The sequence below is a fragment of the Fictibacillus gelatini DSM 15865 genome (assembly GCF_000430745.1).
In the GTDB taxonomy this organism is placed as follows: Bacteria; Bacillota; Bacilli; order Bacillales; family Fictibacillaceae; genus Fictibacillus_A; species Fictibacillus_A gelatini.
Genome location: NZ_KE387234.1, coordinates 20,032 through 44,587 on the forward strand (window position 1 = coordinate 20,032; position 24,556 = coordinate 44,587).

General features: G+C 36.9%; 24 protein-coding genes and 1 pseudogene. 3 read left to right on the forward strand and 22 right to left on the reverse strand.

What is annotated here, in order from left to right:
* Positions 1 to 20: 20 nt before the first annotated feature.
* The 15 genes from H538_RS0121730 to H538_RS0121800 all read right to left on the reverse strand — a co-directional run bounded on the left by H538_RS0121730 (position 21) and on the right by H538_RS0121800 (position 16,170).
* Positions 21 to 1,436: an O-antigen ligase family protein gene (locus tag H538_RS0121730; RefSeq protein ID WP_161627227.1), complete on the reverse strand. Its 1,416-nt coding sequence runs from the start codon at positions 1,434 to 1,436 to the stop codon at positions 21 to 23.
* Positions 1,357 to 2,673, reverse strand: coding sequence for a glycosyltransferase WbsX family protein (locus tag H538_RS24785; RefSeq protein ID WP_051291628.1), 1,317 nt, complete (start codon positions 2,671 to 2,673; stop codon positions 1,357 to 1,359). The genes H538_RS0121730 and H538_RS24785 overlap by 80 nt, the downstream gene beginning before the upstream one ends.
* A 17-nt stretch (positions 2,674 to 2,690) precedes the next feature.
* On the reverse strand, positions 2,691 to 4,127 hold the full coding sequence (locus H538_RS0121740) for an oligosaccharide flippase family protein (protein ID WP_026679375.1): 1,437 nt from the start codon (positions 4,125 to 4,127) through the stop codon (positions 2,691 to 2,693).
* Positions 4,128 to 4,204: 77 nt separating this feature from the next.
* The gene (locus tag H538_RS0121745; RefSeq protein WP_026679376.1) at positions 4,205 to 5,341 is read right to left on the reverse strand and encodes a glycosyltransferase family 1 protein; all 1,137 of its coding nucleotides are present in this window, start codon (positions 5,339 to 5,341) and stop codon (positions 4,205 to 4,207) included.
* 363 nt (positions 5,342 to 5,704) lie between these two features.
* Positions 5,705 to 6,802 carry a glycosyltransferase family 4 protein gene (locus tag H538_RS0121750; protein ID WP_026679377.1) on the reverse strand — a complete coding sequence of 366 codons (1,098 nt, stop codon included), beginning with the start codon at positions 6,800 to 6,802 and terminating at the stop codon, positions 5,705 to 5,707.
* A 244-nt stretch (positions 6,803 to 7,046) separates the two neighbouring features.
* On the reverse strand, positions 7,047 to 7,334 hold the full coding sequence (locus tag H538_RS27080) for a PglD-related sugar-binding protein (RefSeq protein ID WP_322786432.1): 288 nt from the start codon (positions 7,332 to 7,334) through the stop codon (positions 7,047 to 7,049).
* A 173-nt stretch (positions 7,335 to 7,507) separates the two neighbouring features.
* Entirely contained in the window at positions 7,508 to 8,176 is a 669-nt protein-coding gene (locus tag H538_RS24795; RefSeq protein ID WP_051291629.1) for an HAD family hydrolase, read from the reverse strand.
* Positions 8,170 to 9,153, reverse strand: coding sequence for an ATP-grasp domain-containing protein (locus H538_RS0121765; protein WP_035351964.1), 984 nt, complete (start codon positions 9,151 to 9,153; stop codon positions 8,170 to 8,172). The genes H538_RS24795 and H538_RS0121765 overlap by 7 nt, the downstream gene beginning before the upstream one ends.
* Positions 9,150 to 9,791: a sugar transferase gene (locus H538_RS0121770; protein WP_026679379.1), complete on the reverse strand. Its 642-nt coding sequence runs from the start codon at positions 9,789 to 9,791 to the stop codon at positions 9,150 to 9,152. Before H538_RS0121770 ends, H538_RS0121765 begins: the two co-directional genes overlap by 4 nt.
* On the reverse strand, positions 9,791 to 10,906 hold the full coding sequence (locus H538_RS0121775; protein ID WP_026679380.1) for a DegT/DnrJ/EryC1/StrS family aminotransferase: 1,116 nt from the start codon (positions 10,904 to 10,906) through the stop codon (positions 9,791 to 9,793). The genes H538_RS0121770 and H538_RS0121775 overlap by 1 nt, the downstream gene beginning before the upstream one ends.
* Before the next feature lie 58 nt (positions 10,907 to 10,964).
* The gene (locus H538_RS0121780) at positions 10,965 to 12,788 is read right to left on the reverse strand and encodes a polysaccharide biosynthesis protein (RefSeq protein ID WP_026679381.1); all 1,824 of its coding nucleotides are present in this window, start codon (positions 12,786 to 12,788) and stop codon (positions 10,965 to 10,967) included.
* A 48-nt stretch (positions 12,789 to 12,836) separates the two neighbouring features.
* Entirely contained in the window at positions 12,837 to 13,727 is an 891-nt protein-coding gene (gene galU, locus H538_RS0121785; protein WP_026679382.1) for a UTP--glucose-1-phosphate uridylyltransferase GalU, read from the reverse strand.
* A gap of 90 nt (positions 13,728 to 13,817) precedes the next feature.
* Positions 13,818 to 14,585, reverse strand: a complete 768-nt coding sequence (locus H538_RS0121790; protein WP_026679383.1) for a tyrosine-protein phosphatase — start codon at positions 14,583 to 14,585, stop codon at positions 13,818 to 13,820.
* Positions 14,586 to 14,737: 152 nt separating this feature from the next.
* Positions 14,738 to 15,439: a CpsD/CapB family tyrosine-protein kinase gene (locus H538_RS0121795; protein ID WP_035351967.1), complete on the reverse strand. Its 702-nt coding sequence runs from the start codon at positions 15,437 to 15,439 to the stop codon at positions 14,738 to 14,740.
* On the reverse strand, positions 15,436 to 16,170 hold the full coding sequence (locus H538_RS0121800) for a YveK family protein (protein WP_026679385.1): 735 nt from the start codon (positions 16,168 to 16,170) through the stop codon (positions 15,436 to 15,438). The genes H538_RS0121795 and H538_RS0121800 overlap by 4 nt, the downstream gene beginning before the upstream one ends.
* A gap of 220 nt (positions 16,171 to 16,390) precedes the next feature.
* Between H538_RS0121800 and H538_RS0121805 the strand changes: the two genes are divergently transcribed.
* Positions 16,391 to 17,296 (forward strand): LCP family glycopolymer transferase, encoded by a 906-nt coding sequence (locus tag H538_RS0121805; RefSeq protein WP_026679386.1) that lies wholly within the window; start codon positions 16,391 to 16,393, stop codon positions 17,294 to 17,296.
* A gap of 203 nt (positions 17,297 to 17,499) precedes the next feature.
* Positions 17,500 to 17,799: a hypothetical protein gene (locus H538_RS0121810; RefSeq protein WP_026679387.1), complete on the forward strand. Its 300-nt coding sequence runs from the start codon at positions 17,500 to 17,502 to the stop codon at positions 17,797 to 17,799.
* Between the two features lie 54 nt (positions 17,800 to 17,853).
* Here H538_RS0121810 and H538_RS24800 read toward each other — a convergent pair whose 3' ends face one another.
* The 3 genes from H538_RS24800 to H538_RS0121825 all read right to left on the reverse strand — a co-directional run bounded on the left by H538_RS24800 (position 17,854) and on the right by H538_RS0121825 (position 20,455).
* Positions 17,854 to 18,648 carry an SGNH/GDSL hydrolase family protein gene (locus H538_RS24800; RefSeq protein ID WP_051291630.1) on the reverse strand — a complete coding sequence of 265 codons (795 nt, stop codon included), beginning with the start codon at positions 18,646 to 18,648 and terminating at the stop codon, positions 17,854 to 17,856.
* Between the two features lie 269 nt (positions 18,649 to 18,917).
* Positions 18,918 to 20,117, reverse strand: coding sequence for a Ger(x)C family spore germination protein (locus H538_RS0121820; RefSeq protein ID WP_026679388.1), 1,200 nt, complete (start codon positions 20,115 to 20,117; stop codon positions 18,918 to 18,920).
* A gap of 128 nt (positions 20,118 to 20,245) precedes the next feature.
* Complete coding sequence (locus tag H538_RS0121825) at positions 20,246 to 20,455, reverse strand: hypothetical protein (RefSeq protein WP_026679389.1); 210 nt, start codon at positions 20,453 to 20,455, stop codon at positions 20,246 to 20,248.
* Positions 20,456 to 20,801: 346 nt separating this feature from the next.
* Between H538_RS0121825 and H538_RS0121830 the strand changes: the two genes are divergently transcribed.
* Positions 20,802 to 21,260, forward strand: a complete 459-nt coding sequence (locus tag H538_RS0121830; protein ID WP_026679390.1) for a GNAT family N-acetyltransferase — start codon at positions 20,802 to 20,804, stop codon at positions 21,258 to 21,260.
* Positions 21,261 to 21,445: 185 nt separating this feature from the next.
* Here H538_RS0121830 and H538_RS0121835 read toward each other — a convergent pair whose 3' ends face one another.
* From H538_RS0121835 to H538_RS24810, 4 genes and pseudogenes are all read right to left on the reverse strand, one after another.
* The gene (locus H538_RS0121835; RefSeq protein ID WP_026679391.1) at positions 21,446 to 22,156 is read right to left on the reverse strand and encodes a DUF421 domain-containing protein; all 711 of its coding nucleotides are present in this window, start codon (positions 22,154 to 22,156) and stop codon (positions 21,446 to 21,448) included.
* A gap of 495 nt (positions 22,157 to 22,651) precedes the next feature.
* The gene (locus H538_RS0121840) at positions 22,652 to 22,927 is read right to left on the reverse strand and encodes an Rpn family recombination-promoting nuclease/putative transposase (RefSeq protein ID WP_026679392.1); all 276 of its coding nucleotides are present in this window, start codon (positions 22,925 to 22,927) and stop codon (positions 22,652 to 22,654) included.
* A 25-nt stretch (positions 22,928 to 22,952) separates the two neighbouring features.
* Positions 22,953 to 23,819 (reverse strand): annotated as a pseudogene (locus tag H538_RS24805) (Rpn family recombination-promoting nuclease/putative transposase); the annotation flags it as partial.
* 180 nt (positions 23,820 to 23,999) lie between these two features.
* The gene (locus tag H538_RS24810; protein ID WP_026679393.1) at positions 24,000 to 24,320 is read right to left on the reverse strand and encodes a hypothetical protein; all 321 of its coding nucleotides are present in this window, start codon (positions 24,318 to 24,320) and stop codon (positions 24,000 to 24,002) included.
* Positions 24,321 to 24,556: the final 236 nt, after the last annotated feature.

A 24,556-nucleotide genomic window follows, 5' to 3' on the forward strand; every position in this document is an offset into this window, starting at 1 on the left:
TCCTATTCAAAAAAAAACATTTATTTGTTTATTGCTTTCACTCTAGTTTTTAATTTATATAAAAGAAACATATACACCCAGAAAACACCCCATAAGGATTGGTATTTAGTCACATTTAAAAAGAACGATAGATAGAGCATTGCAATTATAAGGCTATTTATGATCAAATTATATCTATAAGTTTGCTGTCCATTATTATGAACAAATCTAAGTGTAATGAGTAAATAAATAATTGGAATAACCCCTAAGATGCCAATTGCATAAAGCAATTCTAATATCCCATTATCAAAAGTATTATTGCCACCAACCATACCAGCCAAAGCGGAATAAGTATTTCCAAGTCCTATCCCCACAAAAATATTTAGACCTATAACATTTAAAAATACACTATATGCTAATTGTCTATCAGCTAATGATCCATCTGATCCAGCATTTGAAATCCGTTCCAGCAAAAGGCTTAAATCGACTTTATAAAGGATTATTACGACAGCAGCAGCAGAAAAAATTAAGATAGTTATTTTTTGCCTTATTTTACTTTTGATAATAATATAAATAAAATAAATAACCAAAGCCAAACATGCACTACGTGAACCCGATAGTATTATTCCCACAGATATTGAGGAAATAAATATAACAAGCCAAAATGTATTTAAACATTTTTGCCTGAAATATTCTATTATTGGTATAGATAAAATTAAATATGAAGAAAATACTAACGGATTACCCAATGTGGACTTGGCTCTCCATGAACTATTAATGGATAAGACATAATCATACCATTGGGAATAATATTGACGGCCATAAAAATTATAAATGTTGACTTTACCAATTACTTCAATTACTGCAATAAAGGACACGGACATAGAAACACAAATACAGAACAGGAGAATTTTATCAATTTCCTTCCTATTTAAATTTTTTAATAAAATTAAACCGCCTATCCCCATAATTTGAACAATAAATTTAATCGTATTTGAGATCATTTCTTTACTTAAACCATTAAATAATACTGTGATTAGGATAGCAATAATTAGTAGTATAAATGAATAGGTGATTTTAAAGTTTGATTTACTTATCTTGAAATTTTTTTTAACAAAAATGTTATTTATACATTCAATAATTAGAAAAGCAAAGGTTAACAGAACATAAAATGGAAAATTCCCAAAAGGTGATGGAACAAACATATAATTTATATAATCAGAAGGGATCAGTGCATAACATAATATGATTGTTCCAATCGAATAGTCTATGTTCAATAAAAATAAACTACAAAAGCAAATTGATATAATTAATAAGTTAATATTGGTTAATTGGAAATAGAAAATAACAAAAATCCATATAACTAGAATCGCAGCCCTATTTATCAGTCCGTGATTCTTCAATTGCTTTTCTAGTTGCATTAAGCATTGCGTATCCATAGTTTCTATCCGGTTCAAGATAAGCACCTTCTCCCCACTCATTCCAAGCATTAATAAAAATAAGTTTTGCATCTAAATTCTTATTCTTCTTTGTGATTAATATTAAGTCTTTAAGCCATTTTTTATATAACTCTGGGGTTGCATTATAAAAAATCTGGCCCTTATTATTTTTCCTAGCTGTATTATCCCAAAGAGTCATGGCCGACCTATACAAGACAGGAGCATGATATTGATTATAGATTTTGCTTTCCACGATTTCCTTATAATCATATACACGTCCTTCAAAGTTTTTATTAATAAAATCTATTTGATTATTAATAACATTTAAAAGATTAAAGAATGTTTTAGGATGAAACTCTGATGATCCGTCATAACCGTATTTTCTATAATCATTGTTGGCCCCTACTTCATGAACAGCGATCAAGTATAAATCAACAAATCCGTTTACTTTGGCTACTTGCCTCCAATATAAAAGGGTACTTTTAGTATTAGGGACATCTGTTGGTTGATATACCATTAGTACTGGCTTATCGTTTATTCGATAATACCGTTTATCTTTCATATCATTAATGATGGCATGTATATAGTTTCGATAGGACTCTTCATCTTCCGGCATTTTTAGCAAGACTTCATCGCTCGTCCCTTCGAAGCGTTTGTACCAACTATGGTTTGCCCAGCAATAAAAAAATGGAATATCCAGATCATGATTGGACAGAAACATCTCTAAAGGCTTCTCTAAGATTCTCCTTCCATTAAACCAATAGTGATAAAAACAGAAGCCTTTTACACCATATTTTTTAGCCAATTCAATTTGTCTTTCAAACACTTCCTTTATTCGTAAGTCATAATATCCCAGTTCGCCAGGCAACCTCGGCTGATTATGTCCTAAAAATTGAGGAATCCCCCTGTTCACATTATTCCATTCTGTTGTTCCTTTCCCCCACCATTCATCATTTTCCCTTGTTGGATGATATTGGGTTAAATAAAATGCAAAAATATCTGGATCCTCATTTTCACGAGTATAAAAATCGTCAGACTCTGGAACATAGCTGTCTGTTCTATTCCCAATGGCCGGTATACTCAACACTTGTTTTACATACTTATTTAATAAAGAATCATCATCAGCAGCTACTGATATTTCTTCTGAAATACTCCTCTTATATCCAATGATTTTACGTCTTAACTGTAAAATTTTTCGTTTTGCCTTAATTGAAAGAGGCAACTTCCAAAATAACCTAATATATTTTTCCTTCAAAATTGAAAACCTCCTATCTAATTGTTTAATGTTATTTTTTTCTTAACAGGTAATTTAGTTCTAATTATTGATAAAAGCCATAAAAAGTCTGTTCTAAAAAATACACTAATGACAATGAAATATACTAAATTATAGAGTGGTATTCGTATAAAAATAGTTTGTTTCATGTTAGCTATGACTAGAAAGGAGCATGACAGTACTAGTAATCCTATGTTTTTTTTAAAAAAATTGGTTCCTAATATTTTATGAAATAATAGATCATTTACAAACACCCAAGTAACTGCAGCTAAATAAACACTTATTCCTACAGAAAATAAACTCTTATCTAATTTAGTTGCTGCTACAATATAAATAATATTAATAAGCAACCCTATTAGACTGGAAACAATAAAAGTCTGTTTCTTTTCAAGCCTTTTAAAGTAATTATTTGAAACAATGTAAATTTGTGCGGTATACATTTGTGTAGTAAATAAAAAAGCAGATAATTCAATGGATAAAGCAAATTTTTTTAAAAATAAATTAATAATTAATTCTGCCGCAAAATATACATTAATAAAAAAGCCTGCCGAAATAATGATTAAGTTACTAAATCTGGAGTAATTATCTTTTAGCTGATATTTTTCTTCAACGCGAGAAAGATATGGAAATAAAAACATTGCTAGAGAATTAATAAATAATCCTATGATACTCATAATATTGCTTGCAAAAGCGTATATAGAAAAATCCGTTGTGGAAAATACATTGTTTACATAAATACTCCCAACTCTCATGGTTGAAATCACAATAAAATTTGCCAGTAAAATCATAAACCCAATACTAAAAAACCGTTTAATTTCTTTTAAATCGAACTCAGCTTTTTGTTCGAACACTATTTCTTTATTGTTTATAGCAAAATTTATAATGATAAAGGAATCTATTAATAACTGCGAAATCATAAATAGTAAGGCATATTTAAAGCCTATAAGAAGAATTAAACCTATTGATATCCAGAAAATCAATCTAGATATCATTGTGTTTTTGGCATAAATTCCGAATCTTTGTGTTATTTGGCATATATAACTAAAATAGGTAATAATATTTTGGGTTAAAACACTAATAGACAACATAATGATGATGATCTTTGTCATTCCATCGAAGAAAAATATTCCTATAAAAATACCAATACACGTAATAATTAATTCTAAAATTACAGTAAAATATAGATAACCTTTAAATTTTCCTTTATTTAAGGCTACATAATCATATTTTCCATTTTTAACATAAAGACCATCCAAAAATCCAAAATGAAAGAATCCTACATACGCCGTATAGAGAACGAAAGTTTGCCAATAACTATATTCTTTTAAGCCCAGTATACCAGGTACAACAAAACCACTTATTAAGCTTGAAGCAAATGTAATTAAATTAGCAAATATTAGGCTCACCAAGCCTTTTGATAAAGGACTATTCTTCAAATGTTAACACCCTCAAAAGTTTATCATGTGAAATTTTAGCACTTAATGAAACATATTTTATTAGAAATTCAATGAATTTATTGTATGCGTCCATTGAATTTCCATTTTCTATTTTCTAAATAAAATTTTTGGAGCCATTTACTTGTATGTTTGATATCATAGCCTGCCTTTACTATTTCAGAATAAATATTTCCTCTATCATATCCTTCGGAATGGCTCAGTACTATTTTTGCCCAATGTTCAGGCGGTTCTCTAAGTGAAATACTTGTTACTAAATCAGATACTTTCACTTCAGGCGTTATTTGTTTTGATATAATACAAGGTAAACCAGCAGCCTGCGCTTCAATAACTGAAACAGGAAGACCTTCAAAGAGAGAAGGAAATACAAAAACGTCCATAGCCTGCAGTAATTCAGGTATATCACTACGTACTCCTGCAAAAATAACACTGTCAATTAACCCCAAATCCTGCACCTTTTTCTCAATCACTTGCCGGTTACTTCCATCCCCGACCAGCATTAATACGGTATTTTTATTTTTATCATGAATCATTTTAAAAATTTCAACCAAGAATTCATGGTTTTTCGCGGCATGAAAGCGGCCAATATGGCCTATTACAAACTTACCTTCTATTTGAAACTCTTTCCTTTTCTTTATCCTAATTGTTTCATTAAAAATAAATTTTTTTGTATCAATTGCATTATTAAGTATATAAAAATTTTCGCTCCTGCAACCTTTTTTACCAAACAACCATATCCCTGCAGCTTCTGAACAAGAAAAGCGATAATTTGCAATATATCTAATAGGATATTGTAATGTATTCTTTATAATCGATAAAAGTCCAGTTCCTGAAGATGTACTATGGCTATGAGCAATTGTAATTAGCCCATTTTTTTTTGCTATTTTAAGATATATTGCTGCTGTACTTCTCATATGACCATGAATAATCTTATATTCAGGATGTTTTTTAAAGAAATTTTTCCACACCTTTTTATATATAAAATGATTTTTACCAGTGTAGCGAGGAATACTATAAACTTTACCACCCAAGCTAAATATTTCATCGTTATAATCACATTTTTCATTGGTATGAATTATAAAATCAAACTGGATTTTAGATCGATCAATATTTCGATATAAATTCATAATCATTGTTTCGGCTCCACCACGATCTAATCTACCAAAAACATGTAATATTCTAATTGGCTTTTCCATTTTATTTACCTCTTAGCAAAGTTGGAATGTGTTAATTTGAAAAGTATCTTTAAAAATCCCATAAAAACCTGAACATCTAAGTGTAAAAACTACTAAATTTTTTTGTTTTATAATGTTTTTTCTAAAATATTAAAGTCTTCTTTATTCATTGTATTAGAATGATAATAAAAATCATACTTTCACTTCAAAATTTCTGAAGAATAAAGTAAACCTCACTCATTTTATAAATTTCATTGGCAACAGTATCACTGATAATTCGTATATTTTCCTTCTAACTTTAAAGCTTCTTAGATCAAAAGTATGTGAAATGCAAAAAAGTTCTTAGATCCAATCCGTTTTAAAATGTTTTACAAAGAGCAACTATTATTTTGTTTCAACTTCAAGTTTTTCTATTTCTTTTAAGTAGAAATCAACAACTTTCTGTCTATCAAATTCTTTTTCTACTTTTCTTCTACCTGCTAATCCCATTTGTTTTTTTATTTCATATCTTAAACTTAGAAAATACTCTATTTTTTCAATTAAATCTTTACTATTCCTTTGTTCAATTATAAAACCATTTATTTTGTCATCAATTATCTCTCGACAACCACTTCTATTAGTTGTTATGCTAGGCCTTCCAGATGCAGCACTTTCAAGTAATACATTTGACATACCTTCAGGATAATAAGTAGGATGAATCGTACAATGCGAAAACTTTAAAAATTTTATAATATCACTTTGCATACCGTGATATTGAATAATTCCTTTTTCCTGTAGATTTTTCAATTTATCTTGATATTCACCTTCACAAAAACCTAAGATATGGAATTCTGTATTTCGATATTTTTTTTTTATATATTGAGCTGCTTCTAAATACTGATCAATCCCTTTCTCTTTCATGACACGTCCTATAAATAGAAAATGTATTACCTTCGTAGATGGATAATCTAATAATGAATAGTCTTCAAGGTTAACTCCAGAACCAGGCAATAATTTGTAATTGTTAATAGAGATTTTATTGTTTAAGAATTCTTTATTTTCCTGATTCTGGAAAAATACACACTTTGCTTTTTTTAAGGATATCTTGTACAAAAACAAAGTAATTTTTTGTAGAAATCCCCCATTTTCAACTGCGCTTCCTAACCCGGTGATATTGGAAATATATGGGGTTTTAGTAATTCTACAAGCTAAGCCACCATAAACATTAGGTTTTATCGTATACGTTAAAACTACATCAGGATTAGTTTCCTTAATGATTTTTTTATATCTTAAAAAGAGTTTCAAATCAGTTATTGGATTAGTTCCTCTCCTGCTAATTGGTGTATCAAGAAATTTGCACCCCATCTCTTGCAGCTTAGGTATAAAATCACCATAAGGGAGGGAGATATATACCTTATACTTATTAACTAACTCTTGAATAAGTTCTTTTCTAAATTTATATAAGCCAATATCATTATTAGCCAATATGAGAATCTTTTTCATTAAAATTTACTCTCCTAGCCGGAACACTTATATAAGTTCCCGTTTCAGTTAAATCATTTATAACTACTGCACCTGCACTAATTTTGCATCCACTTACTAATTTTTATTGTGCTCCCAATACGAAACACGTTCCTTTACCAATAATCACCGTACCAGCTAGATGGCACCCGGGAACACATGAACTTAATTTCCAATTAAGTTATCATGATCTATTGTAGCTCTAGTATTAACAACACAGCTTTTTCTAATATTTTGAACAACAGTTAATTATTGCACCAGCCATTATTACTGCACTAGCTTTTAAATCGACTTGTTCCCCAATCACAGCATTTGGATGGATTAAAAGTAAGAATACTTGCTCCTTCATCTTCGAGCCTTTCTCTCTAGTGGCATTATTCCCTATACCTACAAAAATATCATAATCTTCTATATGTGTTAGAATATTAGCAGTTGTTCTGATAACTTCAATCCCTATTGAAAATTTAATGTTTTTATCATCATCAAGGAAAGCTTTGCTATCCCATTTATTCATTTTAATGCGACATCAGCTACCATTTTCCCATGCCCACTAACATCGACTTGTTCAAAAATTCTCAAATGATACTTACTTTCTCTTGAAATTATCAAAAAATAGTAGTATTTTGCTAAAACATGGTATCGTATAGGATATAACCTGCCTTCGTATTTCATATGATTTTAATTTTTTTAAACAATTAAAGTAAGTTCAATTAAATTGTATAGCAAATGATTTTCTCTAATACCCTTTAAATAACTCTTATTTTTATAAATACCCTCTCTAAAAATCCTTATTGTCTTAATTGGATATAAATTCCCAATATAAAAATCCTTTTCAGGATTATCACCAACATAAATCATTTCATTAAATTCCACGCATAGTTTATCTTTAATTATTTCAAATGCTTTAGGGTGAGGCTTCCAGAATTCCCTTCCCAATTCATCCGTAATAATAATTTCATCAAAATAATCAAACGCTTTAATGGCCTTTAGCTTTTGGCGTTGAGCATTTGTATATCCATCTGTTATAATACCTAACTTTAACCCTTTTTCCTTTAAAACTTTTAAACAGGGAGATACATCATCAAAAAAATCTATACTCGGAAAATGATTACGATACTCTTCGACAAGTTCCAATATTTCGTTTTTTGTGTAGCTAATCCCCAATTTGTCAAGAAGCCTATTAAACACATTTGTAGGAGATTGATTAAATAATTCGGTTAACAGTTCATTTAGTTCTATTTCATCTTTATCCAATCTAATACTTAACAGTTTGGATATATGTCGATAGCCACTTTCAATATATTTCTTTTCGGAAATTAGTGTGTCGTCTAAATCAAAGATAACAGCCTTTACCATTTTATTAACTCCATATTTTTATCAAGACAAATACTTTTATCAAATCTTAAAAACATGATGTTATCTCGATAATTCTCGTTATAACTAAGCTCCTGTCCCATTAGTAACCTAAAGAGATTTTCACATGAGTCGGCTCCACTTTGAATACTCATTGGAGCACCACCACCAAACCTAGGATTTATTTCTATATACTCTATTCCTTTTGCGGTCTTCATTAGTTGGACAGTTATATGGCCAATTGGCTTAAGTATTTTCATTAATCGAATAACGTCATCCATAACTTCCCTATCTTTTATGATTTTACCTTTTGAAATTTCACCGCTTCGAGTTGCAATTCTTAGTCTTGGTACTACAGTAATTACATTGCTACCAAAATCTAAAAATACATCAACTGTAAATTCTTGCCCCTCTATATAATCTTGAATTATAGGGGTTTCAATTATATTCTTATAAATCTCTAATTCGTTAGAATTATTTACTTTAAACGTATTTATACTCGAACTTCCAGATTTCGGTTTGATAAATAATGGATATTTAATATTTTCACTAACAAGTTCTTCATCCGTATACATTTTAGGAGCCCTAAATCCGTTTTCTTCTAAGAATATTTGTGTATTAATCTTATCCCTACAGATTTTTATAATTTTCTTATCTGATATTAATACCTTTGCTTTCGTTTTTTCTTCGATTAAATTTTTATTTTCTGCTAGAACTAATAAATCTGTATCTATGGTTGGGACAATTAACTTAATGTTATTTTGAATACACGCATCAATAATAGAATCAATATAATTTGTCTCATTAATTCTCGGCAGTTTATAAGCTCTATCTGCAAAATATAAAGCTGGTGCTGTTTTGGAACAATCTCCAGCTACAATAATACTTTTTACATTTAATTTTTTTGCCGCTTTTTGAAAAAGCTGTATGAGTTCTACACGTCTTCCTGCACTTAAAATTAAAATGTTAATATCCTTCATTTATTGTTCACCACATTATTACCTTCAAAAAACTCCATTGTTGCTGAAGTTTCTGAATTAATCCCTTCCCTAACAAAAACTTTTTTAATGGTTTGAAAAATAATCTTCCAATCTCCAATAAAACTTATGTTATCAACATACTCAACATCAAGGTTAAATTTATCTTCCCAGCTAATAGCATTCCTACCATTTACCTGTGCTAAGCCTGATAAACCCGGTCTTACTTCATGACGGCGTTTTTGATAATCGTTGTAAAGCGGTAAATATTGAACTAATAATGGCCTTGGCCCAATTATAGACATATCACCTTTTAGAATATTAATGAGTTCAGGCAACTCATCAAGAGATGTAGAGCGAAGAAATTTACCAAACTTCGTCAACCTTACGTTGTCGGGTAATAGCTCTCCATTCTTATCCCGTTCATCCGTCATTGTCCTGAACTTATACATCGTAAAAATCCTCTCATTCATACCTGGTCTTTTTTGTTTAAAAAGCACCGGACTACCTAGTTTTACTCTTACAAGGATAGCAACAACTAAAAATACAGGACTAAGAACGATAATAGCAACTAAAGACAATATAAAATCCATCGGCCTTTTTATTAATCGCCTATAGATACCACCTTTAGATTTTTTCATTACTTTAACCACAATCCTTTAATTGTCTCTACGACTCTTTCTAAATCACTATCTGCCATTTTCGTATCGGATGGCAAACACACTCCGTTTTCAAATAACTTCTCTGATACATTTGTTCCAACGAAATCATGCTTCTTAAAGAACGGCTGCATATGCATCGGCTTCCAAATCGGCCTTGACTCAATATTTTCCCTCTCTAGTGCTTCTATTACATCAATTGGTCTTACTTGTCCGTTTAACGTTATACAACTTAACCAAAAATTAGGTTTATCCCATTCATTTACTGGCATAAATTCTATACCTTCTAGTGAACCTAGTTCTTTCTTGTAAAAGTTAAAAATGTATTTTTTCTTTTCTACTCGTTGGTCGAGTACTTTAAGTTGTCCTCTGCCAATGCCTGCAACCACATTGCTCATTCGGTAATTAAACCCTAGTTCGCTATGTTGATAATGCCTTGCTTGATCTCTTGATTGTGTTGCCCAAAATCGTACTTTTGCAACTTTTTCCTCATTATCAGATACGAGCATCCCGCCGCCTGATGTCGTGATGATTTTGTTTCCATTAAACGAAAAGATTCCGTACTCTCCAAACGTACCAGTATGCTTTCCTTTATAGTAGGTCCCTAATGATTCAGCAGCGTCTTCGATTAAAGCAACGTTGTGCCTTTTGCAAATTTCTACTATTCTATCCAAGTCTGCCGATAAACCATAAAGATGCACCACGATTACTGCCTTTACATTAGGGTATTTCTCGAAAGCTTCTTCTAAAGCGTCCGGGCACATATTCCATGTTTTGTAATCACTATCAATAAAAACAGGGATCGCATTTTGATATATAATTGGATTTGCCGTTGCGGCAAAAGTTAGTGTCGGACAAAATACAATATCTCCTTCTCCAACTCCTGCTGCTTTAAGTGCTAAATGAATTGCGGCTGTTCCAGATGAAAGCGCTGCTGCTGCTTTAGAACCTACCTTAGCCGCTAATTCTTTTTCAAATTGGTTTACGTTCTCCCCAAGTGGTGCAATCCAATTCGTATCAAAAGCTTCCTTTACGTATTCCCTTTCATACCCCTCATCACTCATATGTGGTGATGAAAGGAATATTCTGTCTGGCATAATTCTGACTTCCTTCCATTGTCAAGTCATTCATTGGGTAAAAAATAAACTTTTAAATTTAAGTAGCCAATAATTCAACTTCTTTTCGCTTCACTCGATTATTAGCTAGATCCAATACTTTCCGTTTTAATGTTTCACGATCCATTTCGTGATGGTTAATAATCTCATTTACTTCTTCTACATAGAGATTGGCCGTTTTCCCGATATAGATTTTTGGGTAGATTTGTTTATCATGAACTTCATTTTCATTTAAAAGTTCCTCAAACATTTTCTCTCCAGGTCGTAGTCCTGTATATTTAATTTGGATTTCGTCTTCGGTATAGCCTGACAGCCTGATTAAATTTTTGGCGAGATCTGTGATCTTAACGGGTTCACCCATATCCAATACAAAAATTTCCCCGCCTCTTGCCAATGCTCCAGCTTGCAGTACTAAGCGGGAGGCCTCCGGTATCGTCATGAAGTACCTCGTCATATCCGGATGAGTGACAGTCACCGGCCCGCCAGCCAGGATTTGTTTTTTAAACAATGGAATGACGCTGCCGCGGCTGCCGAGAACATTTCCAAACCGTACAGCAACAAACTTTGTTTCGCTTAACGTATCAAGATGCTGAATCACCATTTCCGCAATCCGTTTCGTCGCCCCCATCACGTTCGTAGGGTTTACCGCTTTATCAGAAGAAATCATAACAAAGGTTTTCACTCCGTATGTATCGGCTGCTTCTGCGACGTTCTTTGTTCCGATCACATTGTTTTTAACGGCTTCACTCGGGTTATACTCCATCAGAGGCACATGTTTATGTGCAGCCGCGTGATAAATCACTTCAGGTTTGTGTTCATCAATCACTTCAAATATCCGTTCCCGGTCTTGAATATCTGCAATGACCGGTATGATTGTAATTTTATCTTTATAAAGATTCCTTAACTCCATATCAATTTGGTAAATGCTGTTTTCCCCATGGCCTACGAGCACGATTTTATTCGGATTAAACTTGCAAATCTGACGGCAAATTTCTGATCCGATCGATCCGCCGGCTCCTGTAACTAAAATCGTGTTTCCTGTCAATTTTTTCGAGATGCTTTCCATATCCAATTCAACCGGATCACGCCCGAGTAAATCTTCGACTTGAACATCCCTGAATTGATTGACCGAAACTTTTCCGGACACGATATCCTCTAGCATCGGCATAATTTGCGTCTTCGCATTCGTTTTGCTGCATTCTAAGTAAATGCGATTAATGGCTGCCTTTTTTAAGGAAGGTATGGCAATTATGATGTTTTCAATATCATTTTCTTCCACTATTTTAGGAATTTCGGAAGTTTTCCCCATTACCGTAATTCCGTAGATTTGCAACTTGACTTTATTAGGGTCATCATCAACAAAGGCAACTGGCTGCAAGTCCGTATCATTGCTTTTTAAAAGCTGCCGAACGAGCATCGTACCGGCTTTTCCGGCACCGACGATTAGTGTCCGTTTCTTCTCGGTTGAACTCGAAATAAATCGGTCGCGGTAGACCCGCCAAGAAAAACGCGACCCACCAATTAAAATGATATGGAGCATCCATGTGATACCCAGAACACGAAAATAAATATCTTGAGCAAGGGCGAATTGCACAAGACTCGTTGTTAAAACAGAGAAAGTAACTGCTTTTACAATGGCAATAAGTTCCCCAACACTAGCATATTCCCATGCCTTTTGATACAAACGATACAAAAAGGCGAATAGGTGATGGCTTACTAATAGCGATACGGAACTAACTAAAAGCATCGGTACAGTATAGACATTCATATATGGGTTTAGCGTGAAATACCCTGCATAAACCGCACATAAAACAATGATTGAATCCAATAATACCAACAATGGCACTCTTTTTTGATAAGCCATTCACATCCCTCTTTCATCGAAATTCAAGCTTCGTTTTGTTCACCCAGACTAAACTTCAACTTTCACCTTGGATTCCTCAATTGTTTTTTGCATAAATTCGAGCAGTTCCGACCGTATCTCTTTTTGTTGCAAAGCAATTTCAATGGACGTGGTAATGAATCCTAACTTTTCTCCAACATCATACCGGACACCTTCAAATTCATAGGCAAACACTCGTTGATATGTATTTAATTTTTGAATGGCATCAGTTAATTGAATTTCCCCGCCAGCACCTTTTTCTTGCTTATCCAAGTATGTAAAAATTTGCGGGGTAAGAATATAACGGCCCATGATGGCCAGGTTGGAAGGTGCTTCTTCTGCCGCCGGCTTTTCAACAAAGTTTTCGACACCATAGAGCTTTCCTTCTTTTGATTTCGGGTCGATGATCCCATAACGGCTTGTCTGTTCTTGAGGAACTTCTTTCACTCCGATAATTGAAGCACCTGTCATTTCATATTGCTCCATTAATTGCTTTAAGCACGGCTTATCCGCCTGAACGATGTCATCCCCTAGTAGAACGGCAAATGGCTCGTCCCCGATAAATTTCCGCGCACACCAGACCGCATGTCCCAGTCCTTTTGGCTCTTTCTGGCGGATATAATGGATGTCTGCCATTTGCGAAGATTTTCTCACCTTTTCGAGCAGCTCCACTTTTCCTTTTTCAAACAGGTTTTGCTCGAGTTCAAACGCATGATCGAAATGGTCCTCAATTGCCCGCTTTCCTTTTCCTGTGACGATGATGATGTCTTCAATCCCGGATTGGACGGCTTCTTCGACTATGTATTGGATCGTTGGCTTATCCACGATTGGCAACATCTCTTTCGGCATCGCTTTCGTTGCCGGAAGAAAACGCGTTCCAAGCCCTGCCGCCGGAATAATCGCCTTTCGTACCTTTTTCATATCCCTATCACCCTTTCAACTCTGTAACGTTTATCAAAAAAATTACACAATCTATTTCTAGTAATGTCATGGTCCGTTTTATAAACTAATTTAAAAGATACCGAATAGCTTTTTCTTTTTGATCGGCTGCGGATCTTCTACTAAAATAGTTTGTCCGAGCACCATTTGTTCGGCATTTTCTTGAAAATAGTATCTCGTTTGCGTCCCAAATTGTTTTTCAATATAGTCATATGCCCCCCGTAAATGGAAGGAACGGGTCGAAATATTATGGGCATCGGAGGCAATAAAATGGGTTAATTGATGCTCTAAAATTTTTTCTGTAAAAGACTTAATCTTTTTCCCAAACTTGCCGATAATACTAGAGGATGTAATCTGGGTTAAAACGCCTTCTTTTACAAAGTGAAATAATAGATCCGGTTTTTCCATCAGTTCACTATTCCGCTCTGGATGAACGATAATGGGTGTAACACCTTTTAATAACAGTTCATAAAACAGTTGACTTGCATTCTTCGGTACGTGGTTCGACGGAAGTTCAACAAACAAATACTTTCCTGTATCGTTTAATGTAAGTAATTCGTCGGAGTCAAATCCGTCAAGAAGACTGGTATGTATTCTTGTTTCTTGTCCGGGAAGAATCGTAAGTGGAATATTTTCTTGATTTAGTTTTTCATTTAGGAGTTCGACATATTTTAAAATGTCCAGTTTCGTATTTACATATTGGCCGTTGCGATGATGCGGTGTTGCGATAATTTTCGTTATACCTTCATTAGCTGCATGTCGAGCCATCATCAGGCTGTCGTTAATTGTTTGCGCCCCGTCATCAATTCCGGGCAAAATATGACAATGGCTGTCAATCATAGAGTTCACTCCTGTTTGAGAAAAAATAAAGATAAACTATTTTTGCAAAATCTCGCCAAAAAAATAGTTCCTACTTCCTAAAAAAGCGTTCTTTTAAAAGAATAACATTATTTAGTATCACTCGAAAGAGGGGAATTTTGTCGAATTCCCCCTTATTTCGTTCCATAGTAGTAGTAATACGATTGTTTGCCCATTTCTTTCCCGTTTAGAACGACTCCGACGATCTTCGCCCCTGCCGTTTGTAGTAGTTCTTTCGCCTTAACAGCCGGGTCTTTTCCTGTTCTTCCGCTCGTTACGACGAGCAATGTCCCGTCGCAGCGATGCGATAGCACTTGTGCATCCGTAACAGCTAAGACCGGTGGTGTGTCGAAAATAATATAATCGTATTCAGCGATCATCTCTTCCAATACGGCATCCATCGTTTTTGAGTTTAATAATTCAGAAGGATTTGGCGGAATCGGTCCGCTTGGCAACACATCTAAATCTGGAACGTTCGTTGGTTGAATCGCCTCTTTTAACGATTTTTGCCGGGTCAATACATTGGTCAATCCGAATATATTACTCACTTGAAACGTGTAATGTACGGTGGGCTTTCGCAGATCCGCGTCAACAAGAAGAACGCTTTTCCCTTGTTGGGCAAATACAACTGCAATGTTCGCTGCCGTTGTCGATTTCCCTTCAGACGGCCCAGCAGATGTCACCATTAACGTTTTGAATTCGCCGTCAACGGAAGAGAATTGAATATTTGTCCGAATGGTGCGGTATTGTTCTGAGATCGGCGACATCGGATTATTATGGGTGATTAAACTTCTATGCGTTAAATCACCGATTGATTTTCGTAATTTACGGCTCAAAGTGGTTCACTTCCTATCCCCTGGTTCACGGTTACTTTTTTTGCTGCTTTTTCATCTGCTGCTTTCATTTTTGGAATGGTTCCGAGTACTGGCAACTCAAGCACATTTTCGATATCCTGCTCTGTTTTTAATGTGTTATCCAAATACTCTAATAAAAACGCAAGTCCGACTCCAACCATTAATCCAACTACCCCGGCAATTGCCATGTTCAAGAGTGGTTTTGGTTTTACCGGTGCCATATCGTCTTTAACAACTGCTTTGGATAAGATGGTCACATTATCTATTTTCATGATTTTTGGAATTTCTTTTTGGAACACATCGGCAATCGTGTTTGCGATTTTCACAGCCTGGGCTGGATCTTTATCTTGTACCGTCACGGTAAACACCTGATTATTTTGTTCACTGTTTACAGTTACCTGGTTATTTAGTTCATCAACTGTAGATTTTGAATGTAATTGCTCGATGACCTTTTCCATAATGGTAGGACTCTTAATGATCGTACTGTATGTATTCACCATTTGTACGTTTGTCTGTACCTGATTATAATCAATTTGTCCCTTTTCTTGGTGCTGATTGACAAGAATTTGCGTCGACGTTTCATATGTCGGTGTTAAAACGAAGTAAGAAACAACCCCACTTACCGCTACTGCGATTACTGTTAGTAGAATAATAATGTTCAGCCGTTTCTTTAACGTATAATAGATGTCTTTCAGACTGATCGTTTCCTCCATACTCTCCTCCAATATTACGTTAATTAACTTTACTTTTATAAGTACAAAGGGTATTATAGCATAATTTTTGTCATATTGAGGGACCATTTTGAAAAATTTGTAGAGAATTTCGTAAAGTGCCCAAATTTTCCTAAGGCTTCTACAAGACTATTGAAATTCTTTACTTTTCCGCTATACTCTATCATAGGACTGTAAGAATTATGTAGAGGATGGGACAAACATGTTAAAGAAAACGTTGGTCATTATCGGTTGCCTTGTCGGTTTGTTGATTGTCGCAACCGGTGGGTATGCGTATTATTTATACCATTCCGTAAAAACTGCTGCTAATAATATGCATGAACCATTAAAACGCGATGAAACGAAACCGAAGCCTAAGTTAACAGGGGAAGCGAAAAAGCCGATTTCGATTTTGCTCCTGGGGGTGGATGAGCGTAAAGGGGACCGGGGCCGTTCCGACACGATGATTGTGATGACGCTTAACCCGAAGAAAAATTCAATGCTCATGTTCAATATTCCGCGTGATACCCGTACGGAGATTGTTGGCAAGGGAACCGTCGATAAAATTAACCATGCCTATGCATTCGGCGGGCCACAAATGGCAGTTGATTCGGCTGAAAAGTTTTTGAATGTCCCCATTGATTATTATATTAAAGTCAATATGGAAGCATTAAGCCAAATTGTGGATTCACTTGGCGGTATTACGGTTAATAATACGTTAAGTTGGAAAGATGAAGAAAATGGCCATGTTTACAAGAAAGGTGAAATTTCGTTGAATGGTTCAGAAACGTTAGGGTTTGTACGCATGCGCCACCAAGATGCACGCGGCGACTTCGGCCGTCAAGAGCGGCAGCGCCAGGTCATTAGCGCGATTGTTGATAAAGGTGCCCATCTTTCTTCGTTTACGAAAATTGACGATATTTTAGACGTGCTTGGGAATCAAGTGAAGACGAATTTAACGTTTGATGAAATGAAAGATATTCAGAAAAACTATGCCGGTGTCCGTCACCATGTCGAATCGTTCGAAGTGAAAGGCCAGGGCAAGATGATCAACAACATCTGGTATTTGCTCGTCTCTGATCAAGAGCGGAAGCAAATTACGGAAAAAGTAAAGCAGTCGTTGAGTTAATCATTTGATGAACAACCAGGGATCCATTCTCTGGTTGTTTTTTGTTTAATTTTTGGATAAAACGGGAAAGTTTAGAAGATAAAAAGAATAGAAACTTTGCCAGGATACGGTCGGTATTTTTGTCGTTTCATCGATTGACTTTATACGATGAATCCGGGGGATGGGTCTACTTATCTACAAAATGAAAGAAAGAAGGAATATACATGTCGGACATTACGGTAATCATGGCGAATAAAGAACGGCTTTCCCTCACATCGATCGAAAATTCTCCTCAAGCGTTTGAAGATGTGGTAGGCGGCCCTGTTGATCTGCTGAACTTTTACAAAGACGGCTATAAGCTCGTTTGCCATATTGAAGAAGGCTATAACTTATACTATAACCATATCAGACCGAAACGCCCTTTCTTTGTTGTGAAATTCGAAAGCGATTTTAAAAGCCTTACGGATGCGGAAGCGAAAGAAGTTAAAGAAGCGTTGCGCGAGAAAATGAAGAAATGGCATTAAGCTGAGGCCGTACATAAAAATCCCGTACCACACCGATGGTGATACGGGATTTTATTAGTTTCCGGTGAAATAATCGCCGAGGTATTCAGCCCATGCACGATTTCCTTTTTCGTTTGGCAACGAATCTTTGTCATAGTAGGCCTTAATTTTTTCCGAGTTCGGATCCGGCCAGTTGTCCCAATGGTTGACATAAATGAGGCCGTTTTTCTTTGCATATGTTTTTAATTCCGCTACTTGCTCAGCGTACCCTTGAGGTTTATAGATTGGCACTGATGGCTGGACCATGACTGTCATTTTTGGTGACTTTTTCTTGAAATCATCGATAATAATGCCCAGTGCGCCTAACGTGTCTTCCACGCGTATTTCGCCACTATCGTTTAACAAAAACGGTTCAATTAAAAGAATATCCGGCTTCGTTTCGATGACATCCTTGTATTCTTTATTTTCGGCAATCGTAATCGACCAGTCGTCTTTAAAGCCTTTTGCCGTTACGTCAAAAACGCCTTCTCCGTAACGTTCATCTAGCTTTTGTTTCAGCTGGTTAACCCAGGAACCGGGATCTTCCGATGTATCGGCTGAACCGATAATGGCAAGCTTGACCGGCTCCCCTTTTTTAATTTTTGCTTGAATGATTTTTTTCAGTGGATCAGGAAAGTTTTTCGTCAGCTTTTTCGTGTTGCCGTCCCTGGGATGGCTGACTGGACTGGAGCCCTCAGCCGCGGACGTTTTTCCTATTTTTAATTTTGCCGCTTTCGCCGTTTGTTCGAGTTTATGGTGATAATACCGATTCCCGAAAATAACAGCGCAGATAGAAAGCAAGCAAACGACACTATATAAAACCCTTTTCATCTCTAGTTATGCCCCCTCTTCTCTTTTTATCATATCGACAGGTTTCAGCAATAGCAAGGAATTTTTGGCAGGGCATAAAAAGATTCACTCGATTTGTATTTCGATCCATTCGGTATAACTATCGATCAAATTGAGACATTTATCCATCAATTTCACACCGATGTCAATTAAATGATCACTTATCGATCCATTTAAGGAATTTATCAATCATTTCGCTGCATTTATCAATTTTTTAAAAGGTACCGCCGAATAATAGCGATACCTTCTGGCTATTTCACTTTTTCAAGGAACGAGTTGCCGATTGTGCCAACGCGCCGGACTTTTGCATCAACTTTGATATGGACGGGCAAGTCCGCAAACCGATCGTTCCAATTTTTCCGAAGTGTTTTCCACGCTTTTGGATTCTCTCTGTGAATCGTCTCGCCAAATCCGAAAATGTCCGCTTTGTATTTTTTTTGCACTTCTTTGATGGCTTTTGTAAAGATGGTCTCTGTTTGTTGATTGAAATTCTTCTCCCATTGCCTGATCGTGCTCGTTTTCATTAAATCCATCTGGCATTCGACTTCGCCTACATTGCCTTCTGCTGTAATGTTAAGATGGATCTCCGGCTTTCCTTTCTTCATCTTCACTTTCGTTTTCGTGTTGGAACGAAGAAGTTCATAGACGGACCAGCCTCCTTTAGGACATGGCACACCGACTGCCGACGTTTTTTCTTTATTCGTAATAACATCATACGCTTTGCTTTGGACTTGATTGAGCCAGCCGATCAGTTTATCCTTTTTAAAGACCCCCAAATGGGTGATGAAGAGGGCCGCATCCGGATTCGTCTTCATGATGTTCTCCAACTTTTTTCCTTTTTCCTTGTCCCCTTTGATCACCACTCCCGTCACAACCGGTTCTTTGCCCGGGGTGACTAATTCGTTGATAAGCTCATCCAATGTCACCGTCCTCGTGGCGGACCATGCTTTCTCTGATGTTTTAAGCGCATAAAACATGTTGTTCGAAGGGATCTTCTCAAGGCTGCTCGTCACGTTCAACACCTTTTTCGCCGTTGTCCCTTTGGCGATCAAGACGTAAAAGTCCGTCCGCAGTTCCTGGTTTCTTGAAAGCAAGTCCAACGCTCTGCCGATTCCTTCCCTGGCGACTGACTCGCCGATGACGAGAATGCGGAGATGTGAGGCGTAAATTTTCCTAGGAGATTCTTTCGTCATTTTCCGGATCGCTTCGTAAACGGTTTGGTCCTTTGACTCGAAGGTAATGACAGGAGCGCGGCTGCCCGCCCCTCCTTTTTGCGAGGATACTTCTCCCGGGTTGACAACCTGGGCGGTCACGACATACTTATTCCCCACTTTGTCGATTCCAAGTCCCATCGTCAGCGCCAATTCATTCAGTTCCTTACGATCCCAGCAGCCGGCGAGCGGGATGAGTGATATCGACAAAATGAGTAAACATGATATTAACCGTTTCATTGAATAGTCCTTCTCTATTAAAATTCTCCATTTTATCATCACCATTTTTTAACATTTTATCCAATGCTATTTTTATAGCAACGAAATTTTGGCATGACAAAAAAAGAGAGCTTCTTTGGCCCTCTTCTTTATGATGAAAGTTTCCTTTTCCACTTTCGATAATGATTCTGGCAAAATCCTTTGCAAAAGTGCTTGCCGGCGCAGCCTTCGATCGTGCACACTTTTCGGACGCTCGTCGCAAAAGGGTCGCCATGCCGCTGCCACCGTTTGTAATGCATGTGGCACATGCCGCGCCCGACTGCCGGTTTTTCACAGTTATCAATCACGCACCGTTTCATCCCTTTCAACACCCCTTCTTCCGTTCAATAACGTTACATATTTAATATTTCGCTATATGAAATATTTATAGGGTGTACACTTGCGGGTTTTACACTGTGATTTTGCTTAATTTCACCAGGTCGAGAATGAATTCCGCCGATTTTAACGAGAATTCCGTCAAACTGAGAACGATTTCCGTCGGATTGTGGAATAATTCCGCCAAAAAATTTGGTTCTACCTGCGCCCTGTTTTATAGAATCATTCCGCGAACCAGGACGGAAATTCAATTCGGCTTTGATTACTTACTGCATAGTGGATCAGGAATGATACAATGGAAGTATATTTTTACTGAATGAAGGAGGAACCATGAACATTAGAAAACTAGGTGTGAATGAAAAAGCGCCGATGGATTTATTGCTTTTGGCCGACCCTTCCCGCACCATCGTTGAAGGGTATTTGAAACGGGGGGAATGCTTTGTTGCAGAAAGCGGAGGAAAACTAGTCGGGTGCTATGTTCTGCTTCCTACAAGGCCCGAAACCGTGGAGTTGGTCAACATTGCTGTCGCTGAAGCCCATCAGGGGAAAGGCATAGGAAAACAGCTGGTGATGGACGCTATTCAAAGAGCCCGGGCGCAAGGCTATAAAACAATGGAAATCGGAACCGGAAATTCAAGCATCGGACAACTCGCCCTCTATCAAAAATGCGGCTTTCGAATCATCGGCGTCGATCTTGATTTTTTCACCAGGCACTATCCAGAGCCGATCATCGAAAACGGGATCCATTGCCGGGATATGATTCGGCTGTCGCTGGATCTCGGTCATTGACTTTGCATGCAAATTACGAACTTCGGACCTTGTACGCTTCATGAACAATATAGCGGTTAAATGGTTAATAAGACGAAGATGCTCCCGGTTGAAATACAAGTTTGCCCAGACACCGCCTATTTTAGCGATGTCTTTCACGAATTCATATGCCCGTGCACTTTACCGATGCCCCCCAAATCGCCGTGCTATTCCTGGTCGATTGGAGACTTCAAGTGATCGTCATAGGTGTCGATATAGAGATTTCCATTGGCTCCGAGAACGGCGTATGCCACGTCGTCTACTCGTAAATTCCGGTTCTTCAATTGATTCTCGAGCCACCAATCCGTAATTTGATTTTCCTTCAAATTTTTCTCGATTACGTTTCCATCCATGATCAATTCAATGGGCAACTGGCGCTCAGGGGTTGTCGCTACCCATAAGTCTTGCCTCGTTACATTGCGGTACTGCGGCTTTTTCAAAATGGTCAATTGCCCGTTGATTTCAAGAATAGCAAATAAGACTTCCTCAATATTGAACACATTTTTTTCCCGCAATTCTTGATTCAAATAATCCAGCGTATAGCGCATCTTTTTCATATTATGTTCCAATATTTTACCGTTTTGAATGACAACGGTCGGATCACCTGCAAAAAACTTGGGGGCTTTTCGGCTTTTTAATGAAATAAGTGCGATTAAATAGGTGACGCAAACAAAAATGACATATGCAAGGATCAGATGACGCGCTTTTAAGGTCGTATTGAACGCGATATTCGCTGCCAGCGCTCCCATCGTGATCGCAGCTATAAAATTAAAATAGGTCATTTGCGCCAGCGTTTGTTTCCCTAATATGCGCGCGGTTATGATCAAAATAAAAAATGCCCCGATGGAGCGGAGAGTCGTTTCAATAAAGTCAGACATCGTCTATCCCCCAGAAATTCGCTCGCTTTACATTCCCATTGTAGCCACTTTCCTGGTTGAATAAGCATGCGACCCGCTAAAAGTGACTGGAACCTGTTTGGCCGCTTCGAAAACCATTTCACCCAGGAGGATTATGCATTTGTTTGGGCAAAGAATTTCCTGAATGCGGAGCTATTTTCATAGGTTCGATCCTGACCAGGGCGATCGGACAATAAAATGTTGATTTCCGACAATAAACTCTTAGTTTGGACAAGATGTTTCCTGATTCGGACAATATGTCGTTACGTTTGGACAATAAAATAAAAGTTTCTAACAAAAAATAAATACCGGAGTGATTTTTGCACACTCCGGCTTTTATTCCTTACAAAATTATTTGTTTGACGTACATTTTTGTCAGTTTAGCAAATTCAGCGAAGAACTAAACTTGACTTTTACTATTTAAAGTGCTTGTATTCCTCAGTTCTTTCGCATACAGATTACTCCTTTAGATCGGATCTAGTTTGACTTCGCTAACTTGTTGATTTCCTTAAGAGAAAGCCCGGTATATTCTGCTACTTTTTCATGGGATATTCCGTCTTCGAGCATTTTTTTGGCTACTTCAATTTTTCCTTCCTCCTTGCCTTCTGCTCTACCCTTCTCCTTGCCTTTCCTTTCCGCTCTCTTCAAGGCCGATTGTTCGTCTAACAATGCTTTATGACGGGCTTCATATGCGAGCAGCATTTCCGGATCCTGGCTTACCCGATCCCATTCTTTAAACGCTTTGTTCTGCATGAAGATGACTCCTTTAAAATCGAACCTAGTTTGATTTCGCTAACTTGTTGATTTCCTTAAGAGAAAGCCCGGTATATTCTGCTACTTTTTCATGGGATATTCCGTCTTCGAGCATTTTTTTGGCTACTTCAATTTTTCCTTCCTCCTTGCCTTCTGCTCTACCCTTCTCCTTGCCTTTCCTTTCCGCTCTCTTCAAGGCCGATTGTTCGTCTAACAATGCTTTATGACGAGCTTCATATGCGAGAAGCATTTCCGGATCCTGGCTTACCCGATCCCATTCTTTAAACGCTTTGTTTAACATCTGGTCTTCTTGCATGGCGATCTCCTCCAATATTTTCGTAAGTTCCTCGTTATCAGAAGATCCTAACAGCAACAGCCATCGAACTAATCGATCTTCCTTTGGATCTACCTCTCGTTTGCGCCACTTTTTATACAGTTTCGTTAGCTCCATGAAATGTATTTCCAGCATATCTGTCAATAGAAATTTTTCGTTTCGTTCATAAGGTCGGAATACGGAGTGGTACTGTGAGGTTGAATCAAGATAAACAAAATCGAGAATATTAATCGTTATCGTTTTACATAAGTCTTCGTAGTCCATTCCTTCTTTCATTTGGCTCGCGTACATCCTTGACCAATAATACAAGGTTCGTTTTTCCATATCATGTTTGTTTTTCAGCTGAATTTCAATATTGATACGACTTCCATCTTCTAATTGGGCATGAACATCCAGAACAGACTTTTTATCCTCGTCGTTTTCTTTATTAAACTGCGGGTCGAGGATCGTAACCGTCGTAATTTGTTTATCATCGGGCAAATTCAAGGCTGCATTTAGAAAAGCGGCAAGGATTGATTCGTTTCCGTGAGTGCCAAAAACCGCTTTAAAGGCAAAGTCAAAGTTCGGATTCCGCTAATAAGTCGCATAGTTTGGATAATATATCTTCTGGTTCGGACAATTAATAGCGAGGATGAGGCAATAAGATACGGAGTTTAGACAATAAAAAAGTTTTGCAACAAAAATGAGGCAAGCCATAGTAATTTTTGCAGACTCCGGCTTGCCTTGCCGACTTTACTCCTACGATCCTTTTGGTGTGTAGAATCTTTGTTTCATCACTTCATCAAGCCGGCTGAATGCGTTCGTGATGGCTTCTTTCGGGACATTCTTGTACAAGTCACCCATGCTAGCTTCGAAGTAGCATGTTTTTTCGTCGACTTCGATTAAATAGCCGGTGATGCCGATTCCCGTTTGTTGCTGGACTTCGATCAGAACCATCTCCATTTCTTCTTTCGGAAGGCTAAAATGGATGTGAAACATGTTTGAAACCGGAACTGGAAGGCACAGTTGAAACGCCGTGGCATGAATTAAAACGTCCGGCCAGCTCCTTTGCGTCTTCATAATACTGCTCCATTTTGTTTATTCGTCTATCAAAATAATAGTCGGCCGGAATGCTGTACGGATACAGGCTGATCGAATCTCCGCCATAGCGCCGTTTCCACACTTTCGATTGCGTGATGAAGCCTTCTTCCAGACCTCATTTTTGTCCTTGAGGCACGTTCTATCGGACATCATTTGGACTTCAGCCCTCATTTTTGTCCTTGAGACACGTTCTATTGGACATCATTTGGACTCCA

Bases quoted from the DNA above. Each gene is read 5' to 3' on its own strand.
- H538_RS0121840 (WP_026679392.1), bottom strand. From the start codon at position 22,927: ATGCAGAACAAAGCGTTTAAAGAATGGGATCGGGTAAGCCAGGATCCG.
- H538_RS0121825 (WP_026679389.1), bottom strand. From the start codon at position 20,455: ATGAAACGGTGCGTGATTGATAACTGTGAAAAACCGGCAGTCGGGCGC.
- H538_RS0121820 (WP_026679388.1), bottom strand. From the start codon at position 20,117: ATGAAACGGTTAATATCATGTTTACTCATTTTGTCGATATCACTCATC.
- galU (WP_026679382.1), bottom strand. From the start codon at position 13,727: ATGAAAAAGGTACGAAAGGCGATTATTCCGGCGGCAGGGCTTGGAACG.
- H538_RS0121830 (WP_026679390.1), top strand. From the start codon at position 20,802: ATGAACATTAGAAAACTAGGTGTGAATGAAAAAGCGCCGATGGATTTA.
- H538_RS0121790 (WP_026679383.1), bottom strand. From the start codon at position 14,585: ATGATTGACAGCCATTGTCATATTTTGCCCGGAATTGATGACGGGGCG.
- H538_RS0121765 (WP_035351964.1), bottom strand. From the start codon at position 9,153: ATGAAGGATATTAACATTTTAATTTTAAGTGCAGGAAGACGTGTAGAA.
- H538_RS24810 (WP_026679393.1), bottom strand. From the start codon at position 24,320: ATGAAGACGCAAAGGAGCTGGCCGGACGTTTTAATTCATGCCACGGCG.
- H538_RS0121780 (WP_026679381.1), bottom strand. From the start codon at position 12,788: ATGGCTTATCAAAAAAGAGTGCCATTGTTGGTATTATTGGATTCAATC.
- H538_RS0121770 (WP_026679379.1), bottom strand. From the start codon at position 9,791: ATGAAAAAATCTAAAGGTGGTATCTATAGGCGATTAATAAAAAGGCCG.
- H538_RS24800 (WP_051291630.1), bottom strand. From the start codon at position 18,648: ATGAAAAGGGTTTTATATAGTGTCGTTTGCTTGCTTTCTATCTGCGCT.
- H538_RS0121835 (WP_026679391.1), bottom strand. From the start codon at position 22,156: ATGTCTGACTTTATTGAAACGACTCTCCGCTCCATCGGGGCATTTTTT.
- H538_RS0121800 (WP_026679385.1), bottom strand. From the start codon at position 16,170: ATGGAGGAAACGATCAGTCTGAAAGACATCTATTATACGTTAAAGAAA.
- H538_RS0121775 (WP_026679380.1), bottom strand. From the start codon at position 10,906: ATGCCAGACAGAATATTCCTTTCATCACCACATATGAGTGATGAGGGG.
- H538_RS0121805 (WP_026679386.1), top strand. From the start codon at position 16,391: ATGTTAAAGAAAACGTTGGTCATTATCGGTTGCCTTGTCGGTTTGTTG.
- H538_RS24795 (WP_051291629.1), bottom strand. From the start codon at position 8,176: ATGGTAAAGGCTGTTATCTTTGATTTAGACGACACACTAATTTCCGAA.
- H538_RS0121750 (WP_026679377.1), bottom strand. From the start codon at position 6,802: ATGAAAAAGATTCTCATATTGGCTAATAATGATATTGGCTTATATAAA.
- H538_RS27080 (WP_322786432.1), bottom strand. From the start codon at position 7,334: ATGAATAAATGGGATAGCAAAGCTTTCCTTGATGATGATAAAAACATT.
- H538_RS0121745 (WP_026679376.1), bottom strand. From the start codon at position 5,341: ATGGAAAAGCCAATTAGAATATTACATGTTTTTGGTAGATTAGATCGT.
- H538_RS0121810 (WP_026679387.1), top strand. From the start codon at position 17,500: ATGTCGGACATTACGGTAATCATGGCGAATAAAGAACGGCTTTCCCTC.